The 14209-nt window shown below is 59.7% G+C and carries 13 protein-coding genes and 2 pseudogenes; 10 read left to right on the top strand and 5 right to left on the bottom strand.

The features are described 5' to 3' along the window. Nucleotides 1-142: 142 nt before the first annotated feature. Entirely contained in the window at nucleotides 143-358 is a 216-nt protein-coding gene (locus FYJ40_RS07835; RefSeq protein ID WP_154518224.1) for a hypothetical protein, read from the top strand. 109 nt (nucleotides 359-467) lie between these two features. Then, entirely contained in the window at nucleotides 468-1112 is a 645-nt protein-coding gene (locus FYJ40_RS07830; protein ID WP_154518221.1) for a DUF4867 family protein, read from the top strand. A gap of 116 nt (nucleotides 1113-1228) precedes the next feature. On the opposite strand, the gene FYJ40_RS07825 is transcribed toward FYJ40_RS07830, so the two are convergent. Continuing rightward, the gene (locus FYJ40_RS07825) at nucleotides 1229-2335 is read right to left on the bottom strand and encodes an ATP-binding protein (protein WP_154518218.1); all 1107 of its coding nucleotides are present in this window, start codon (nucleotides 2333-2335) and stop codon (nucleotides 1229-1231) included. A 463-nt stretch (nucleotides 2336-2798) separates the two neighbouring features. Here FYJ40_RS07825 and FYJ40_RS07820 point away from each other — a divergent pair, with 463 nt between their 5' ends. The 5 genes and pseudogenes from FYJ40_RS07820 (at nucleotide 2799) to FYJ40_RS07800 (ending at nucleotide 7759) form a co-directional block, all read left to right on the top strand. After that, nucleotides 2799-2912 carry a family 1 glycosylhydrolase gene (locus FYJ40_RS07820; RefSeq protein ID WP_154518215.1) on the top strand — a complete coding sequence of 38 codons (114 nt, stop codon included), beginning with the start codon at nucleotides 2799-2801 and terminating at the stop codon, nucleotides 2910-2912. Further along, nucleotides 2893-3618, top strand: a pseudogene (locus FYJ40_RS07815) (family 1 glycosylhydrolase); the annotation flags it as partial. The gene FYJ40_RS07820 and the pseudogene FYJ40_RS07815, both read left to right, overlap by 20 nt. A gap of 141 nt (nucleotides 3619-3759) precedes the next feature. Then, the gene (locus FYJ40_RS07810; protein ID WP_195838619.1) at nucleotides 3760-5643 is read left to right on the top strand and encodes a histidine kinase N-terminal 7TM domain-containing protein; all 1884 of its coding nucleotides are present in this window, start codon (nucleotides 3760-3762) and stop codon (nucleotides 5641-5643) included. Beyond that, on the top strand, nucleotides 5640-7139 hold the full coding sequence (locus tag FYJ40_RS07805) for a sensor histidine kinase (protein ID WP_154518209.1): 1500 nt from the start codon (nucleotides 5640-5642) through the stop codon (nucleotides 7137-7139). Before FYJ40_RS07810 ends, FYJ40_RS07805 begins: the two co-directional genes overlap by 4 nt. Then, nucleotides 7136-7759: a response regulator transcription factor gene (locus FYJ40_RS07800; protein ID WP_154518206.1), complete on the top strand. Its 624-nt coding sequence runs from the start codon at nucleotides 7136-7138 to the stop codon at nucleotides 7757-7759. The genes FYJ40_RS07805 and FYJ40_RS07800 overlap by 4 nt, the downstream gene beginning before the upstream one ends. 192 nt (nucleotides 7760-7951) lie before the next feature. On the opposite strand, the gene FYJ40_RS07795 is transcribed toward FYJ40_RS07800, so the two are convergent. The 4 genes from FYJ40_RS07795 to FYJ40_RS07780 form a co-directional block, all read right to left on the bottom strand. Further along, nucleotides 7952-8794 (bottom strand): hypothetical protein, encoded by an 843-nt coding sequence (locus tag FYJ40_RS07795; RefSeq protein WP_154518203.1) that lies wholly within the window; start codon nucleotides 8792-8794, stop codon nucleotides 7952-7954. An 80-nt stretch (nucleotides 8795-8874) separates the two neighbouring features. Beyond that, nucleotides 8875-10116 carry an SPFH domain-containing protein gene (locus tag FYJ40_RS07790; protein WP_154518200.1) on the bottom strand — a complete coding sequence of 414 codons (1242 nt, stop codon included), beginning with the start codon at nucleotides 10114-10116 and terminating at the stop codon, nucleotides 8875-8877. Between the two features lie 48 nt (nucleotides 10117-10164). After that, nucleotides 10165-11487, bottom strand: a complete 1323-nt coding sequence (locus FYJ40_RS07785; RefSeq protein ID WP_154518197.1) for a hypothetical protein — start codon at nucleotides 11485-11487, stop codon at nucleotides 10165-10167. 24 nt (nucleotides 11488-11511) lie between these two features. After that, nucleotides 11512-12249, bottom strand: a complete 738-nt coding sequence (locus FYJ40_RS07780; protein WP_154518194.1) for a DUF4428 domain-containing protein — start codon at nucleotides 12247-12249, stop codon at nucleotides 11512-11514. Between the two features lie 153 nt (nucleotides 12250-12402). Between FYJ40_RS07780 and FYJ40_RS07775 the strand changes: the two genes are divergently transcribed. The 3 genes and pseudogenes from FYJ40_RS07775 to FYJ40_RS07765 all read left to right on the top strand — a co-directional run. Next, nucleotides 12403-12546 carry a LuxR C-terminal-related transcriptional regulator gene (locus FYJ40_RS07775; protein WP_154518191.1) on the top strand — a complete coding sequence of 48 codons (144 nt, stop codon included), beginning with the start codon at nucleotides 12403-12405 and terminating at the stop codon, nucleotides 12544-12546. A 122-nt stretch (nucleotides 12547-12668) separates the two neighbouring features. Next, the gene (gene pyrE, locus FYJ40_RS07770; RefSeq protein WP_154518188.1) at nucleotides 12669-13352 is read left to right on the top strand and encodes an orotate phosphoribosyltransferase; all 684 of its coding nucleotides are present in this window, start codon (nucleotides 12669-12671) and stop codon (nucleotides 13350-13352) included. A gap of 313 nt (nucleotides 13353-13665) precedes the next feature. Beyond that, a pseudogene (locus FYJ40_RS07765) lies at nucleotides 13666-14070 on the top strand (family 1 glycosylhydrolase); the annotation flags it as partial. Nucleotides 14071-14209 lie beyond the last annotated feature (139 nt).

Here is a 14209-nt window from a genome sequence, read left to right as displayed (position 1 = left end):
TACCCGATCGGAGCATAGTTCCGTTAGCGCAGTTGGTGAAAGTACGTTAGCGGGGTCGGCGAAAGCGCGTTAGCGCATTCGGCGAGATGCGTTTGCGAAAGTGGTCAATTTTAGATTAGCGCTAACAACGTCGGTCAAGCGCGTGAAGGCGGTGTTCTGGTGGTGCCACGCGCACTCGGGGGACGCGAGGACGGCGCGCGAGAAGCTCGCCACGATGCCGACCGACGCGGACATCGACTTCCTGTTCAGCGTCTACTCCGCCTCGCCGTCGCGCGAGGACGGAGGGCCGGAATGGGGCGACAGGGCCGTGTGGGAGGACCTCCACCACAGGGACCCGTACCCGTTCTGGCTGGATTAATGGATGGAAACGGATGTTCTATCGGGACACACATTTTGTCCTATAGGCCAAAATCGCTCATGTTTGTTCTAGAATGTTCGTATAGTCACATTTACGAACAGGAGTGAACATGCATATCTACTCTGTCAACGATCTCGAGTTCAAGTCCTATGGCCGCGTGTGGGACGACGTCCCGTCCGGCCTGACCGCTCCACTCGTCGAGGCACTCTCCGCTACGCCCATCCCCGAGGGCAGTAAGTACGTAGCGAGCGCGCCGGAGCTCGAGGGTGTCATGGATGCCGATAAACTGGGCTTTCTCATGTTTGGTGGCCGTCCCTTCCAGCTCGGCTGGTGCAACGGGCACAACACGCGTCTCAACTGCCTGGAGTACCACCGTGCCAGCGAGTTCAACCTGGGTGCACGCGACTTTATCCTGCTCGTGGCGCATCGCTGGGAGATCGAGGGCGGCAAGCTCGATACCGCGTGCGTCAAGGCGTTCCGCGTGCCGGCGGGCAAGGTTGTCGAGGTTTTCAACACCACGCTCCACTACACGCCGTGCATGGTCGACGACGGTGGCTTCCAGGTGATGGTGGCGCTGCCCGCCGGCACCAACGGTCCGCGTCCCGAGGCTGCGGCCGATATGCCTGCTGCCGGCGACAGCTACTGCTACTGGAAGGCCGACAAGTGGGTTCTCTGCCATGCTGACAGCCCCAAGGCAGCCGAAGGCGGCTACGTAGGTCTCATCGGCAAAAACCTCGACATCGCCTGCGACTAGAATCTTCTGTCTCGATCTGTAACATCTAGCGGGCTAAATCGTCTCTACCTGTTACAGATCGAGACATACCGCCCCCCAGCCACCACAAAGGTGCCTGTCCCCATTGTGGTGGCTGTCTAGAGCTGGCTGCGCAGATAGTCAGCCATATATGGAACAGCGAAACGCACGTAACCGCGGCGTGCCTGTTCGATAACGCCGGCGTCGATGAGGCGTCGGCGATACTTTTGCGCATAGTCGGGTGTGACTGACATGCGCTCGGCCACATTGGAGATGCGCGACACGCCGTCTTTGTCATCAGTCATTGCGTCGAGAAACGCGACGTCTTGGTCCGACAGCGCGGCGAGTGTCGTTTCACAAACATCGTTTTCGAAATCGGCCTTTGACGCTTCGATAGCTCCGTCGACTTGCTCTGGCGTTACGTATTCTCCTGCCTGGCAGCGATTGGCGATGTTGTAGCCGATGAGCTGCAGCATATAGGGCGATCCTTGGGTTGCACGAGCGGCACGGAGGCGAAGATCGCCTGGAATATCAAGGTCGAGCTCTTCGAAAGCCCGCTGATAATAGGCGTCGACATCTCCGACTGAAAGCGGTTCGAGCGTGACTTTGCGTGCGCGGTTGAGAAATGTCAGTACGCGGTCGTTGAGTGTCGCGGAGACTGCTCCCGGGAGGCCCGCCATGACGAGCGCGACGTTGAGTCCCTCGCCGACCAGCTCTTGATAGGCGGTGACGAGCTGTCTGATCTCGGGTGAATTTGCCTGGAGCTCGTCGATGAGGATGAGGATGCCGTGTCCCTGCTCGGTTAACTTGCGTGCCAACTGCGTGAGTTTGAACTGGAAACTCTTAGTTTCCTGTACGTCGCGCGTAAACTCGAGGCCGGCTGAGAAACCGAAGACGCTCAAACTGCCACCTGTAAGTTTGGGGAGACGATGCTTGTTGGCGTAAGGCTCGCCCGCTTCCTGGATTTTCTCAACAATGCGCTCGAGCATATCCTCGGAGGCTACGGTGGGCGTGGCGACAACAAAGCCGAGCTTGCGGGCGCGATCGGCAAGTTCCCACAACAGAACCGTTTTGCCGCTGCCTCGCTGGCCGAGTATGAGCATGGCTCGGTCTCGATTGCCCGGCTCCCGCTCAAGGCCGGAGATGAATGTCGAAATCACGCTCCCGCGTCCCACCAGATAGGACGGGCGATTTCCAAATGAGGGGGAGAAGATGGTTTCAGTCATAAGTCTCCTTTCCTATTTTTCCTATTTTTTCCTTTTTTCCTATTCAGTCAAATGAGTTGCTGAGCGAAGGCGGCTACGTAGGTCTCATCGGCAAAAACCTCGACATCGCCTGCGACTAGAATCTTCTGTCTCGATCTGTAACATCTAGCGGGCTAAATCGTCTCTACCTGTTACAGATTTAGACAAACTGCAAGGGACTGGCCGAACAATCTCAATCTGTAACACCTGGCCCGGTTTTGGCGGCCTACTTGTTACAGATCGAGACAAATCGCCCCAAACCGCCACAAAGGTGCCTGTCCCCTTTGTGGCGGCTTGGGCAGGTGGGTATCAAAAAGTGTCAGGTGGGGTGACTGCCGGGCGCCTGCACGCGAAAAGAAGTATCGGCCTGTGCCGTTGCCGTTGAGCGGTACCCCGTTTGCAGGGATACTGAGCCTATGACAACAGCGTGCGAAAGGATTGATACATGGCTTTCCGTAATGACTTCCTGTGGGGCGGCGCAACGGCTGCCAACCAGTGCGAGGGTGCCTACGACGTGGACGGCCGCGGCCTGGCCAAGCTGCATGCTCGCCGCGGGTAGCTACTACCCCTGCCGTCCGGGCGACGTGCGCCAGGCGCAGCTCGATAACCAGGACAACTACTTCTTCGTCGACGTCCAGAGCCGCGGCTACTACCCGGCATATGCCGTCAAGAAGCTCGAGCGTCTAGGCATCGATGTGGGCATGACGGAGGAGGACCGCGAGATCCTGGCCGCTAACACCGTCGACTTCATCAGCTTTAGCTATTACAGCACCCGCTGCTCTGCCGGTGCCGATAACCCCGATGTCGAGCGCACCCAGGGTAACGCCTTCGCCGGCGCCAAGAACCCCTATCTGCAGGAGAGCCAGTGGGGCTGGGCCATCGATCCGCTGGGCTTCCGCATCACCCTCAACGACCTGTACGACCGTTATCAGAAGCCGCTGTTTGTGGTCGAGAACGGTCTGGGCGCCAAGGATGTTGTCGAGGAGGATGGCTCCATCAACGACGACTACCGTATCGACTACCTGCGCCAGCATATCGCCGCGATGCGCGATGCGGTGACCGAGGACGGCGTTGACCTGCTGGGCTACACCACCTGGGGCCCGATCGACCTGGTGTCTGCCGGCACGGGTGAGATGTCCAAGCGCTACGGCTTTATCTATGTGGACCGCGACGATGCAGGCAACGGTACCCTCAAGCGTTCCAAAAAGAAGAGCTTCGACTGGTACAAGAAGGTCATTGCTTCTAATGGCGAGGACCTGTCCTAAGGAAGCTGAGACACTCAATTTCATAGCCTTCTAACCAAGGCGCCCGGCGAGTAGTTATTGCTCGCCGGGCGTCTTGCCGTCTGCGGATTTTGGGACATGCGGCCCGCTTTTGGGCCCGCCTGTCGGTACACTAAAGGGACTATGAGTACCCGCGAGCGACATATCGGCCACGTGGCCGCCCGGACCGCTCCGGTTGCGGATCCCAGGGGCGGCAGGCTCTTCGCCATGCCGCGATTTCTTGTTGGCATAACACATCAGGTGTACCGTCACCGCGTCTTTGCTATCGCCGGCGCCATCACCGTGCTGTTCCTCATGCTTTTTGCAATCTTGCCGGTGCTGTTCGCCTTCGACCCCAAACTTTCTAACGCCGTGCCCGCCTATAGCGAGGTGTCCGAAGAGGTCGTGGATGGGCTCACCCATTCGAGCCCTCTCCCGCTGCTTGTCGCCGCAATTGTATTTTCGATTTGGGGCGTGTTGGTCTATCTGCGTTGTTTGGACTATGTGTTGCGCCGCCGCCTTGTTGCCATCGCCACCATCTGTGCCCTGTGGATGATCGAGGTCATTCTCAAGTACAAGTCGTTCACGCCGTTCTATGCCACCGTGCTGTGGTACCTGTACTACGTGCCCATGACGCTCATTCCGCTGCTCTACCAGCTCTGCGGCCTGCGCCTTGCGGGCCTGGAGCAACGCCGCCTGGGTCGCCGCTACCGTGCTGCGCTGTGGATTGTGGCCATCCTGCTTATCGGATTTGTGCTCACCAACGATTTTCACCAGCAGGTCTTCCGCTTTGACCGTACAAGCGACACCTGGAGCAACGATTACACGTACGGCCGGGGTTATTTCGCCGTCCCCGTGTGGACGGTCTTTAACTTCGTGGCCTTTTTTATCCTGATTGGTCGGTCCTCGTCCTTTCGCATCCAACGTTTCTCGGGCATGGCGGCGCTCGTGCTGCTTGGCGGCGCATTCTTTGCCATCTCATATGTTCTGCGCGTGCCCTGGGCATGGAGGCTCAACTTTTCGCTCGTCTATTGCATCCTGTGCGTGGTGGCGATGGAAATCTGTCTCGATTGCGGTGTCATTCCGTCGTACCACGATATCGCCGGCATCTTCGACACCTTGCCGCTTGACCTCAAAGTTCTAACGCGCGACCTGCAGGAGGTCTATGCCACGCCGGTGTCAAAGCCAATGCCGGTAGGCGTGCGCGAGGAGTTGCGGAACCAGGAGCACGGCCGCGCCCATGCCTTTACCGTGGCGTCCGATCCCGATGTGATGTATCGTGCTTTTCCGCTGCTGGGGGGATCGGCCCTGCTTGCCCAAGACGTATCGGAGCTCAACGAGCTCAATCGCGAACTGGCACATCGTCGCATGGAGCTGCAACGCCAAAACGAGCTGCTTGCCGCCGACTACGACCTTAAGACACATTTGGCAGATCAAGAGGCCGAGACCTTGCTAGTCCAAGACGTGGACCAGGCGCTTGCCCGCGCGCTCGAAGAGATGTACGACTTGTTGAGCTCGCTGCCGCCGTTGACTGACGAGGAATCTTCGCGCGAGCGTTACCGCATGCTGCAGCGCGCCAAGATGCTCGTTGCCTATTGCAAACGGAAGGGGTCGCTCACGTTGGCACAGCACGGGGAGAGCGGTTTTGACCGCGATCGCATTCAGCTCATTGCCAACGAGCTCGCAAGCGACCTGCGCACGATCGATGTCGATTGTGCCTCGATTATTGCCATACGGCGCCCGATGCACGCCAGTACGGTAAGCGCGCTGTACGACTGCGTGTATGACTTTGCGTTTTTTGCCTACACCACCGATCATCCGGCACTTATGTATCACTTGGGCGACCATGACCGATGCAGCGTCGAGCTGCGCGCCACACTTTTTTCCAACGATGATGAAGATCTTTCGCAGACGCCCGCTGCGCAAGGGCTCGAAAGCGCTTTGCAAGGGCGCAACGTGGCATACCGCCTTGAGGGCGAGCCCGGTCAGCTGCGCATGATCGTCTTGATGCCGAGGGCGGGTGAGTGACGATGCAGATTTCGCTCATACTTCCCCAAATCGTTGCGCTCGATGTTGTCTTTGCCCTGGCTGCGTGTCTGCAGACGATTCACGTCCCGCTCATCGCATCGCGCCGCTCGTCCTATAACCGTAAGGTGATTTGCGCCTACGAGGCGAGTCTTGTGCTTCACCTGATGATTTCGGCGCTCATCTTGTTCACGTCGTCTGGCTCGTATCTGGTGGCGCCGCTTGACGTTTGCGCCAGGGCAATGGGCGGAGCGTTGTGGCTCAATGCCGCAATCTTTGCCTATGGCGTGGTACTTATGGTGCACTATCGTCGTCCCGTCATGCTGGTCGAGCTGTTGCTTGTTGTCGCCGTTACACCACCGGTGGTTTTTGCCATGGGCTCGGCGTGGACCGTTGTCCTTATCGCAGAGGGAGCGTTCTTCCTGTTCCGTTCCATCGCGGCGCTCTTGATGGACGTCCGTAACCGCCAAGAGGATATCACCATGTTCTCGACGATCGAGACCATCAACGTGATTCCCGTGGGCATCCTGTATCTAGACCCGAGGGGCCGTCCGCTGCTCATGAACCACTGCATGCGCAAAAACCTCGTAGAGCTCCATATGCCCACCGACCTGGGCGACATGAGCAGCACATGGAACGACCTGCGCAAACTGAGCATGCAAATGCCCGAAAGCAGCGCCAATCGCGCCCATATCGACCTTGATCGCTTTGGTAGGGATCGCGCCGTGGTCGAGATCTCTCCTTCCGAGATTCGTCTGTTCGTGCGTGACGCCGTTACGGTCTCGAGCCGTCCGTTCGAGCGCGTCGTCGGCCTGGACGTGACGGAATACGCACACGCCTACGACCGTCTGGCGCAAGCCAACCACCTGCTTGAGCGTGCTGGCCAAGAGCTCCAGGCCCAGATCGAAGAAGTCAAAAAGGTTGCCGAAAATGCGGCCTACCTACGTATGCGTGCCCGCGTGCACGATGTGATCGGCCAGCGCCTGTCCATTCTTCATCGCTATTTGGAGGAGGGACGTCTGGATGATGAGTCGCTCGAGCAGATTGACCCGTTGCTGCGCTCAATCGCCGCCGATTTGCGCAGTGGCGGTGCCAGCGAGCCTGCAGAGCAGCTGAGCGATATCGTCCACGCCTTTGGCTTGGTGAGTGTGCAGATCGATGTTGAGGGTGCGCTGCCTGAGGACGCGCGTGTCGCCGCCGCATTTTTGCAGATTATCCGCGAGGCCTCGACCAATGCCACCAGGCATGCGCAGGCGCATCGGGTCCACGTGCTCCTGTGGCAGGAGGGGACGAATGCTAGCGCCGTCGCGCACATGACGATTTCTAACGACGGGTCCCCGGCCCCCGTATCGTATCGCGAGGGAACGGGTATCCCAGGTATGAGGCATGTCGCGCAAGATTTGGGCGGCGGCCTGGAAGTCCACGCCGCCCAGCCCTTTACGCTTGCGGTGTCCATCCCGCTGAGCCCCAACGCCACGGTCCAAAGGAGAAGTTCATGATCCGCGTGTTAATTGTCGAAGATCAGGCCATTCTGCGCGAAAGCCTGGCGCGCTCCGTTGGCGACCAGCCCGATATGACCGTCGTCGCCGCGATCGCCGATGCCTCCGAGGCCTTGGGTATCGCGCTCAGGGAGCGCCCGGACATGATACTGATGGACGTGTGCACCGAACACGATTCAAACGGCATCGTGGCGGCGGCGCGCATCAAGGAGCAGCTGCCCGAGTGCCGCGTCATCATCATGACAGGCATGCCCGAGATCACCTTTGTCGACCAGGCTCGCGAGGCGGGCGTCGATAGCTTTGTGTACAAGAACGTCGGTATCGACGAGCTGTTCGCCGTGATGCGCTCCACGCTGGCTGGCTACTGCACGTTTCCCAAGCCGCCCGAGAGCATTTTTTCGGGTACGGCGGCACTCGACGATGTCGAGCTGTCGATTTTGCGCCTTGCCTGCGAGGGCAAAAGCCGCCGCGAGATCGCGGCCGAGCTGTTTATGAGTGAGGGTACCATCAAGCGCCGCATCTCGGAGATTCTGAGCAAGACCGGCTACGACAACATCATGCGCCTGGCCGTGCGCGCGGTAACGGAGGGCAGCATCGTTCCCAACATGGAGCGCCCGTAATCGACGCGCCCGCCGTGTTCCGGCGCCGTAAAGATAGGCCGCCCGCCGTTTTGCATCAGAAAACGTCGGGCGGCCTGCTTGTGCGGCTGTGCTGTCGGCATAAAAACGACGGGGCCGCAGGATCAACTCCTGCGGCCCCGCCTGGCAAGTGCGCGGATGTGTCCGCCAATCCGCGGCTGATGTTACGTGCCGCTACGCGATGGTTGCGGTGTAGGAGGCGACGTCCTCGTAGGAATCGGTCAGGTAGGCGTCGATGCCGATGGTCGTGTTGACCAAGTCGTCAAGGCTGTCAAGCTCGCCGCTCGAGAACGTGAATTCCTCGGTGGCGTTGGTGCCGGGCATCAGGTTAGCCGAGAACCAGGGTTCCTTCATGGTGCCGTTGACGTTGGTCTTGCCGGAGGGAGCGTAGAAGGTCAGGTCCTTGTCGCTCTTGTTGGTGATGTTGACGACAAAGCCGATGTCGCCCCATTCGTCCTTGAACTTCTCGGTGATGGTGATGGTGCACAGATCGTCATCGGCGACGGTGACCGCGGGGGAGATTTCGACGCTCTGGACATCGTCGTCTTCGACGGCCTCATCGATCTCCTCTTCCTTCTCGGCCGCCTCGCGATCCTTTTTTACCGTACCGGACAGATCCTTGTCGGACTTCGTAAAGATAAGCTTGTCGCCTTCCACCTCGAGGACGAGCTTGCCGTCCTTGAGTTTCATGTCCTGCGAATCGCCGTCGGCGGTGATGGTTGCAGTGGTGGCGTCCTTGGCCTCCCATTTCAGGTCGGCGACCTCAAGGAACATGTCGAGGACGCCCGTGCCGTCTTCGTCGAGGATCAGGATACAGTTGAGGCCCCACTCCTTGAGCATATCCATGTACTCATCGGTGAGCTCTTCGCCCTCCAGGGTTCCACCCGAGAGTTCCCAGGTGCCGACGAAGTTGGCCTTGGGGTCCTTGCCGCCGCTGCTGCAGCCCGTCAGGGCAAAGGCGAGCGCCAGGACGCATGTCAGGAATGCGAGTACGGACTTTTTGAACGTTGTCTTCATGGTGTCCTCCTTTATCGAACGAAACCCATAGAAGCAAATGCGGGGGTGGCGGACCCCCCGCCAATTACCAGATAGAGGGGTTAGGGCCTAGGCGTTCCGCAGTTGCTGCAGAACTTGCCGCCATTTTCGCTACCGCAGTTGGGGCAGAACCACTTGGCCGGTGCCGGGGCGGGTGCGGGACTGCCGCACTCGGGGCAGAACTTGCCGGTGTTGGTGGCACCGCAACTGCAGGTCCATGTGCCGGCCGCGGGGGTAGCGGCAGGAGCCGGCGCGGGGGCGGGTGTCGGAGCCGGCTGTGGGGCAGCCTGCTGCTGTGCCTGGCCGGCGGCGAACAGCTGGCTGGCGTTCATGCCGCCCATGCCGCCCGCCATACCCATGCCCATAAAGCCGGCCATCGCGCCGTTGGGGTTGGCGGCTGCCGCGCGCATCGCATCGCTCTGGGCGCTGGCGATGTTGGCGGCTGCCATGGTGGGATCGCGCATGACCGCGGCCTTCTGCAGGTCCTTGATCATCTGCTCGTCTTCTTGCGAGGCGGCGATGGAGTTGACGCCAAAGCTCACGATCTCGACGCCGCGCAGGTCACGCCAGTCGGCGGAGAGAACCTCGTTGAGCGCACGGGCGAGCTCGGTGGTGTGGCCGGGGATAGCGCTGTAGCGGATGCCCATCTCCGAGATCTTGGCAAAGGCGGGTTGCAGAGCGGTGAGCAGCTCGGACTTAAGCTGGCTATCGATCTTATCGCGCGTGTAGCTATCGGTCACGTTGCCGCACACGTTGGTGTAGAACAGCAGCGGGTTGGTGATGCGGTACGAATACTCGCCGTTGCAGCGAACGGAGATGTCGACATCCAGGCCAATGTTGTTATCGACCACGCGGAAGGGCACAGGCGAGGCGGTGCCGTACTTGTTGCCGATGATCTCCTTGGTGTTGATGAAGTAGACGCGCTGGTCTTTGCCCGCGTCGCCGCCAAAGGTAAAACGGCTGCCGATATTGGCGAACGTCTCCTTGATGGAGTCGCCCAGGTTGCCGCTAAAGACGCTCGGCTCGCTGCCGGTGTCAAAGACAAACTCGCCGGGCTCCAGCGCGACCTCGATGATCTTGCCGTTTTGCACCACGAGCATGCCCTGGCCGTCGTTGACGGCGATGACGGAGCCGTTGGAGATGACGTTGTCCTCGCCGCGCGTGTTGGAGCTGCGGCCGCCGGTGCGCTTGCTGCCCTTGCAGGCCAAGACGTCGGCGGGCATCGATTCGCAATAGATATATTCCTTCCACTGGTCGGCCATGACGCCGCCGGCAGCACCCAATCCAGCTTTCAAGAGTCCCATGGTGATCTTCCTTTCTCGTCAAAGGCCGGGTGGTATTGGTCAGAATGGCTAATCGTCCTTGTTGTCCTTCATGACAACGGTGGTCTCGGTGTGGCTGAAGGTGTCGTGCTTCTCGGTCAAGTCGAGCTCGCCGCAGTAGCAATCGGCGTGGGTGGCCTCGTTGGCCGTCTTGAGCTGGCCTATCAGCAGCACGTCTGCGATGATTACGATAATCAGCGGTGCGACGATGTTGATGAGGATGCCCTCGATATCAAAGGTGAGGTAGTCCGGATTGAAGGCGTTCTCGCCCATAAAGAGAATCTGGGAGAGGACAAACCCGATCACAAAGAACAGCACCGAGGCGATGGCGAGCTTGGGCTTGGAGCAGGGAAGCTCGCCGACCATGCGGCCGGTTTGGCCGTTCATGGCAAACAGGTAGCTCTTGCCGTTCCACGAGGTGGAAAGCATCCACACGGGGAACAGAGCGTAGTTGCTGTCTTCCCAGGTGTAGTCGAGCTGCTTGCTTTCGACCGTGGCATCGTCATATTCGTCGACGACGGTCTCGCGCAGGGCCGAAATCGTACTTTCTTCCATACGACGCTCGGCGCGCGCCTTGCAGGTCTCGCAATCCTCATCGTAGCGGTTGGCGATGTAGCCGGGCATATACGCGACCGAGAACGGGCGCAGCGCGTCGTAGTCAAACGGCTCGATGGCATCCATATGGCCGTCGGGCATCTTGGACGATCCGTCGACGGGCACGCGCTCAAACGAGATTTTGCCCTTACGGTAGGCGTCGTAGTGGTCGGTGGTCGTGACGGTGCGGTCGGATTCCTCGGTCACGGTCTCGTTGGTCGCATCAAAGTACACTTCGCCATCCACGCGGGCGCCGTAGAGCCAAAACGGCACGTAAACGCCTTGGACCTCGTCGATGTGGTTGCCGGTGACAAAGCTCTTGGGCAGCAGGATTTTGCCCTTGTAGTGCTCTTTGAGTGCTGCCATAACATCATCGCGCCCGAGCTTAAACGGAATCACCAGGTCGGGTGAGAAGTCGCCCGAGAGCTGGCCAGGCGCCACGGCGGAGTTGCCGCAGTATGGGCAGGTGGTAACGGCGACGGTGCCGTCCGAGACCAGCTCGGCGCCGCACGACGAGCAGATGTAGCCGGCGTTTTGGGCCAGCTCCTGCACGGCATCGTCGACAGCAGGTTTGGGGGCCGCGGCTGCGGCATCGGCTTTGGCATCTGCCTTGTCCTGGCGCTCGCGATAGAGGGCCTCGACTTCTTCGACTTCAAAACGCGAATCGCAGTAGTCGCAGACAAGCTTTTGTTCGGCACTGGCAAAGTGAAGGGGGCCGCCACACGCAGGGCACTGATAGTTGACGCTCTCGAAGGCCATGATCGGTCCTTTCCGTGCCGGAGGCTATGCGCCGATGGCGCCGCCGCAGTATTCGCAGCGCCCGCTGGCATCGGGAATGGTGGTTGCACCGCAGAAGGGGCAGGTGACCGCGGTCTTGGGGGCCTTGGCGGCTACGACGCTGTCGCGCGTTTCCTGACGAAGCTGCACCAGTGCATCGCGGACCTCGGTTGCCTGGCGCTTGGCCTCGCGGTACTCGATGGACCCGCGCTGATCGATGGTGGAGTCGTTCACGCGCAGGTTGATCTCGGTAAAGTACGGCGTGTTGACGTGAATGGTCAGGTTAAAGTCGTAATCCAGGTCGTAGCGCGGCGGGTTGTAGCTCTCGCGCTCGCCGTCCTTGGTCTCGCGATAGATCTCGGTGCGATGCTCGTCGATATCCATATCGCAGCCGAGTACCTGTGAGAACTCGATGATGTCGGGATTGGCGTCGCGCCAGCGGCTCTGCGAAGTGATGATCAGCAGGCCCGCGTCCTCATCGAGCATGATGTTGGTGCGCCCGGCAGAGAGCGTGCGCGTGGGGTTGAACGAGGCCAGGCGCTCGGCGTTGGCCTCGCGGTAGGCGAGTTGCTCGCGGATATCGTCCGCGGTGCTGGAGCGCCAACCACTAAAGAAGGGGGAGAGCTTGCCTGCGCACTCTTTGCACAGGTAGCCTTCGTTGATTTTGGTCTTTCCCAAAATCCCCAGTTCGGTACCGCAAATCGCGCACTCTTTCTTCTCGAACATCTTGTCAAAGAAGCCCATGGCTGCCTCCCATCAACAGGTAGCGTGTGTCACTTTTGATGATGGGTGAGCGCGCGATCTTTCACGATACCCAGACGGCTCAACGAGTCTCCACAACTGGGACACATGGCCCATTTTCGGCCACTCATTGGGGACGTACTTAAATGAGTACAGTTGAGCGTTCAGGACATTGCCGCAACGCTTTTCCTTTCGCGCTCTACGCTCTACCGCCACATTTCCTCGATCAACAGAAAGACCGGTACCGCCTCGCGTGTGGCCCTTATCAACTTCTTCTGGTCCTGGGCACCCAAGGACTAGCGTATGAGCCGCCGCCCAGTTCCTTACTCTAACGGGGGGGATGTGGCTCCAAAGCGCACCCGCATCGACGCTTCGCCTGCGCTAAACTGGAGGGCACGTACGCGATTACGAGAGGAGCCCGCATGGAGGCTTACAAGCAAGAGTTCATCAAGTTTATGGTTGAGTCCGACGTTCTTAAGTTCGGCAGCTTTACGCTCAAGAGCGGCCGTCAGTCTCCGTTTTTTATGAACGCCGGCGCTTACGTGACGGGCTATCAGCTCAAGAAGCTGGGCGAGTATTACGCTCAGGCCATCCACGATAACTTTGGCGACGACTTTGATGTGCTGTTTGGACCGGCCTACAAGGGTATTCCGCTGGCCGTCGTGACCGCAATTGCCTACCACGAGCTGTACGGCAAGGAGGTCAAGTACTGCTGCGACCGCAAGGAGGCCAAGGACCACGGTGCCGATAAGGGCAACCTGCTGGGTTATGAGCCCCAGGACGGCGACCGCGTGGTCATGGTCGAGGACGTTACCACCAGCGGCAAGTCCATCGACGAGACCTATCCTAAGGTCAAGGCCGCCGCCGACGTCGAAATCAAGGGCCTGATCGTGTCTCTCAACCGCATGGAGGTCGGCAAGGGTGGCGTGACCACCGCTCAGAAGGAGATCGAGGCAAAGTACGGTTTCCCCGTCGCGAGCATCGTCTCCATGGCCGAGGTCGTCGAGACCCTCTACAACCACGAGATCGATGGCAAGGTCGTCATCGATGACGAACTTAAGACCGCCATCGACGCCTACTACGAGCAGTACGGAGCACAGGAGTAGGTAGTTACGTGGGTTTACCAACCCTATCGGTTCCGCCGTTCTGCCGAACGACGGACCCGCCGACGCTGCGCGCTGCCAAGGGCGACAATTTGTCATTCAAAAGGCGAGGCATGACCAGAAGGTCAATGCCTCGCCTTTTTCATGCCAACTTGTTCGCCCTGGACGTCGCTCGCTGTCCGTCCTCTACTTGCGGCGTTGTCTTGCTCCGAATGCGGCCCGCTCGCTGCCGTTGCCAGATTAGTCATTGGGGACGTTCTTAAACGACTAGTCGTTGGGGACATTCTTGTTTGACTAGTCGTTTAAGAACGTCCCCACCGACTGGGGCTGGCAGATCGATCCGCTGGGCCTGCGCATCGCCCTCAACGAGATTTACGCCCGCTACGAGATTCCGCTGATGGTGGTCGAGAACGGCATGGGCGCCTACGACGAGGTCGAGGAGGACGGCTCCATCCATGACCCGTATCGCATCGCCTACCTGCAGAGCCACATCAAGGCCATGGGCGAGGCCATTGCCGATGGCGTTGACCTGATAGCCTACACCTGGTGGGGTCCCATCGACCTGGTTTCCGCCGGCACTGGCGAGATGCGCAAGCGCTACGGCTTCATCCACGTCGATAAGTACGACGACGGGACCGGTACCTATGAGCGCCGCCGCAAGGACAGCTTCTTCGCATACCAGAAGATCATCAAGTCCAACGGCACCGAGGGCTTGGAATAATTGAGCCCCGGCGTTCCTCCGAACGCCGGATCGGCCGCCGACTACGTGACCACCGACGTCGACGACGACGGCATCTGGAACGCTTTTGTTCACCTGGGGCTTATCGAGGCTTAATCGACAATATGAGTGCCCATGGGAA

It is taken from the genome of Collinsella sp. WCA1-178-WT-3 (M1) (assembly GCF_009696325.1).
Taxonomy (GTDB): Bacteria; Actinomycetota; Coriobacteriia; order Coriobacteriales; family Coriobacteriaceae; genus Collinsella.
This window is presented reverse-complemented; position numbering and strand designations above follow the sequence as displayed.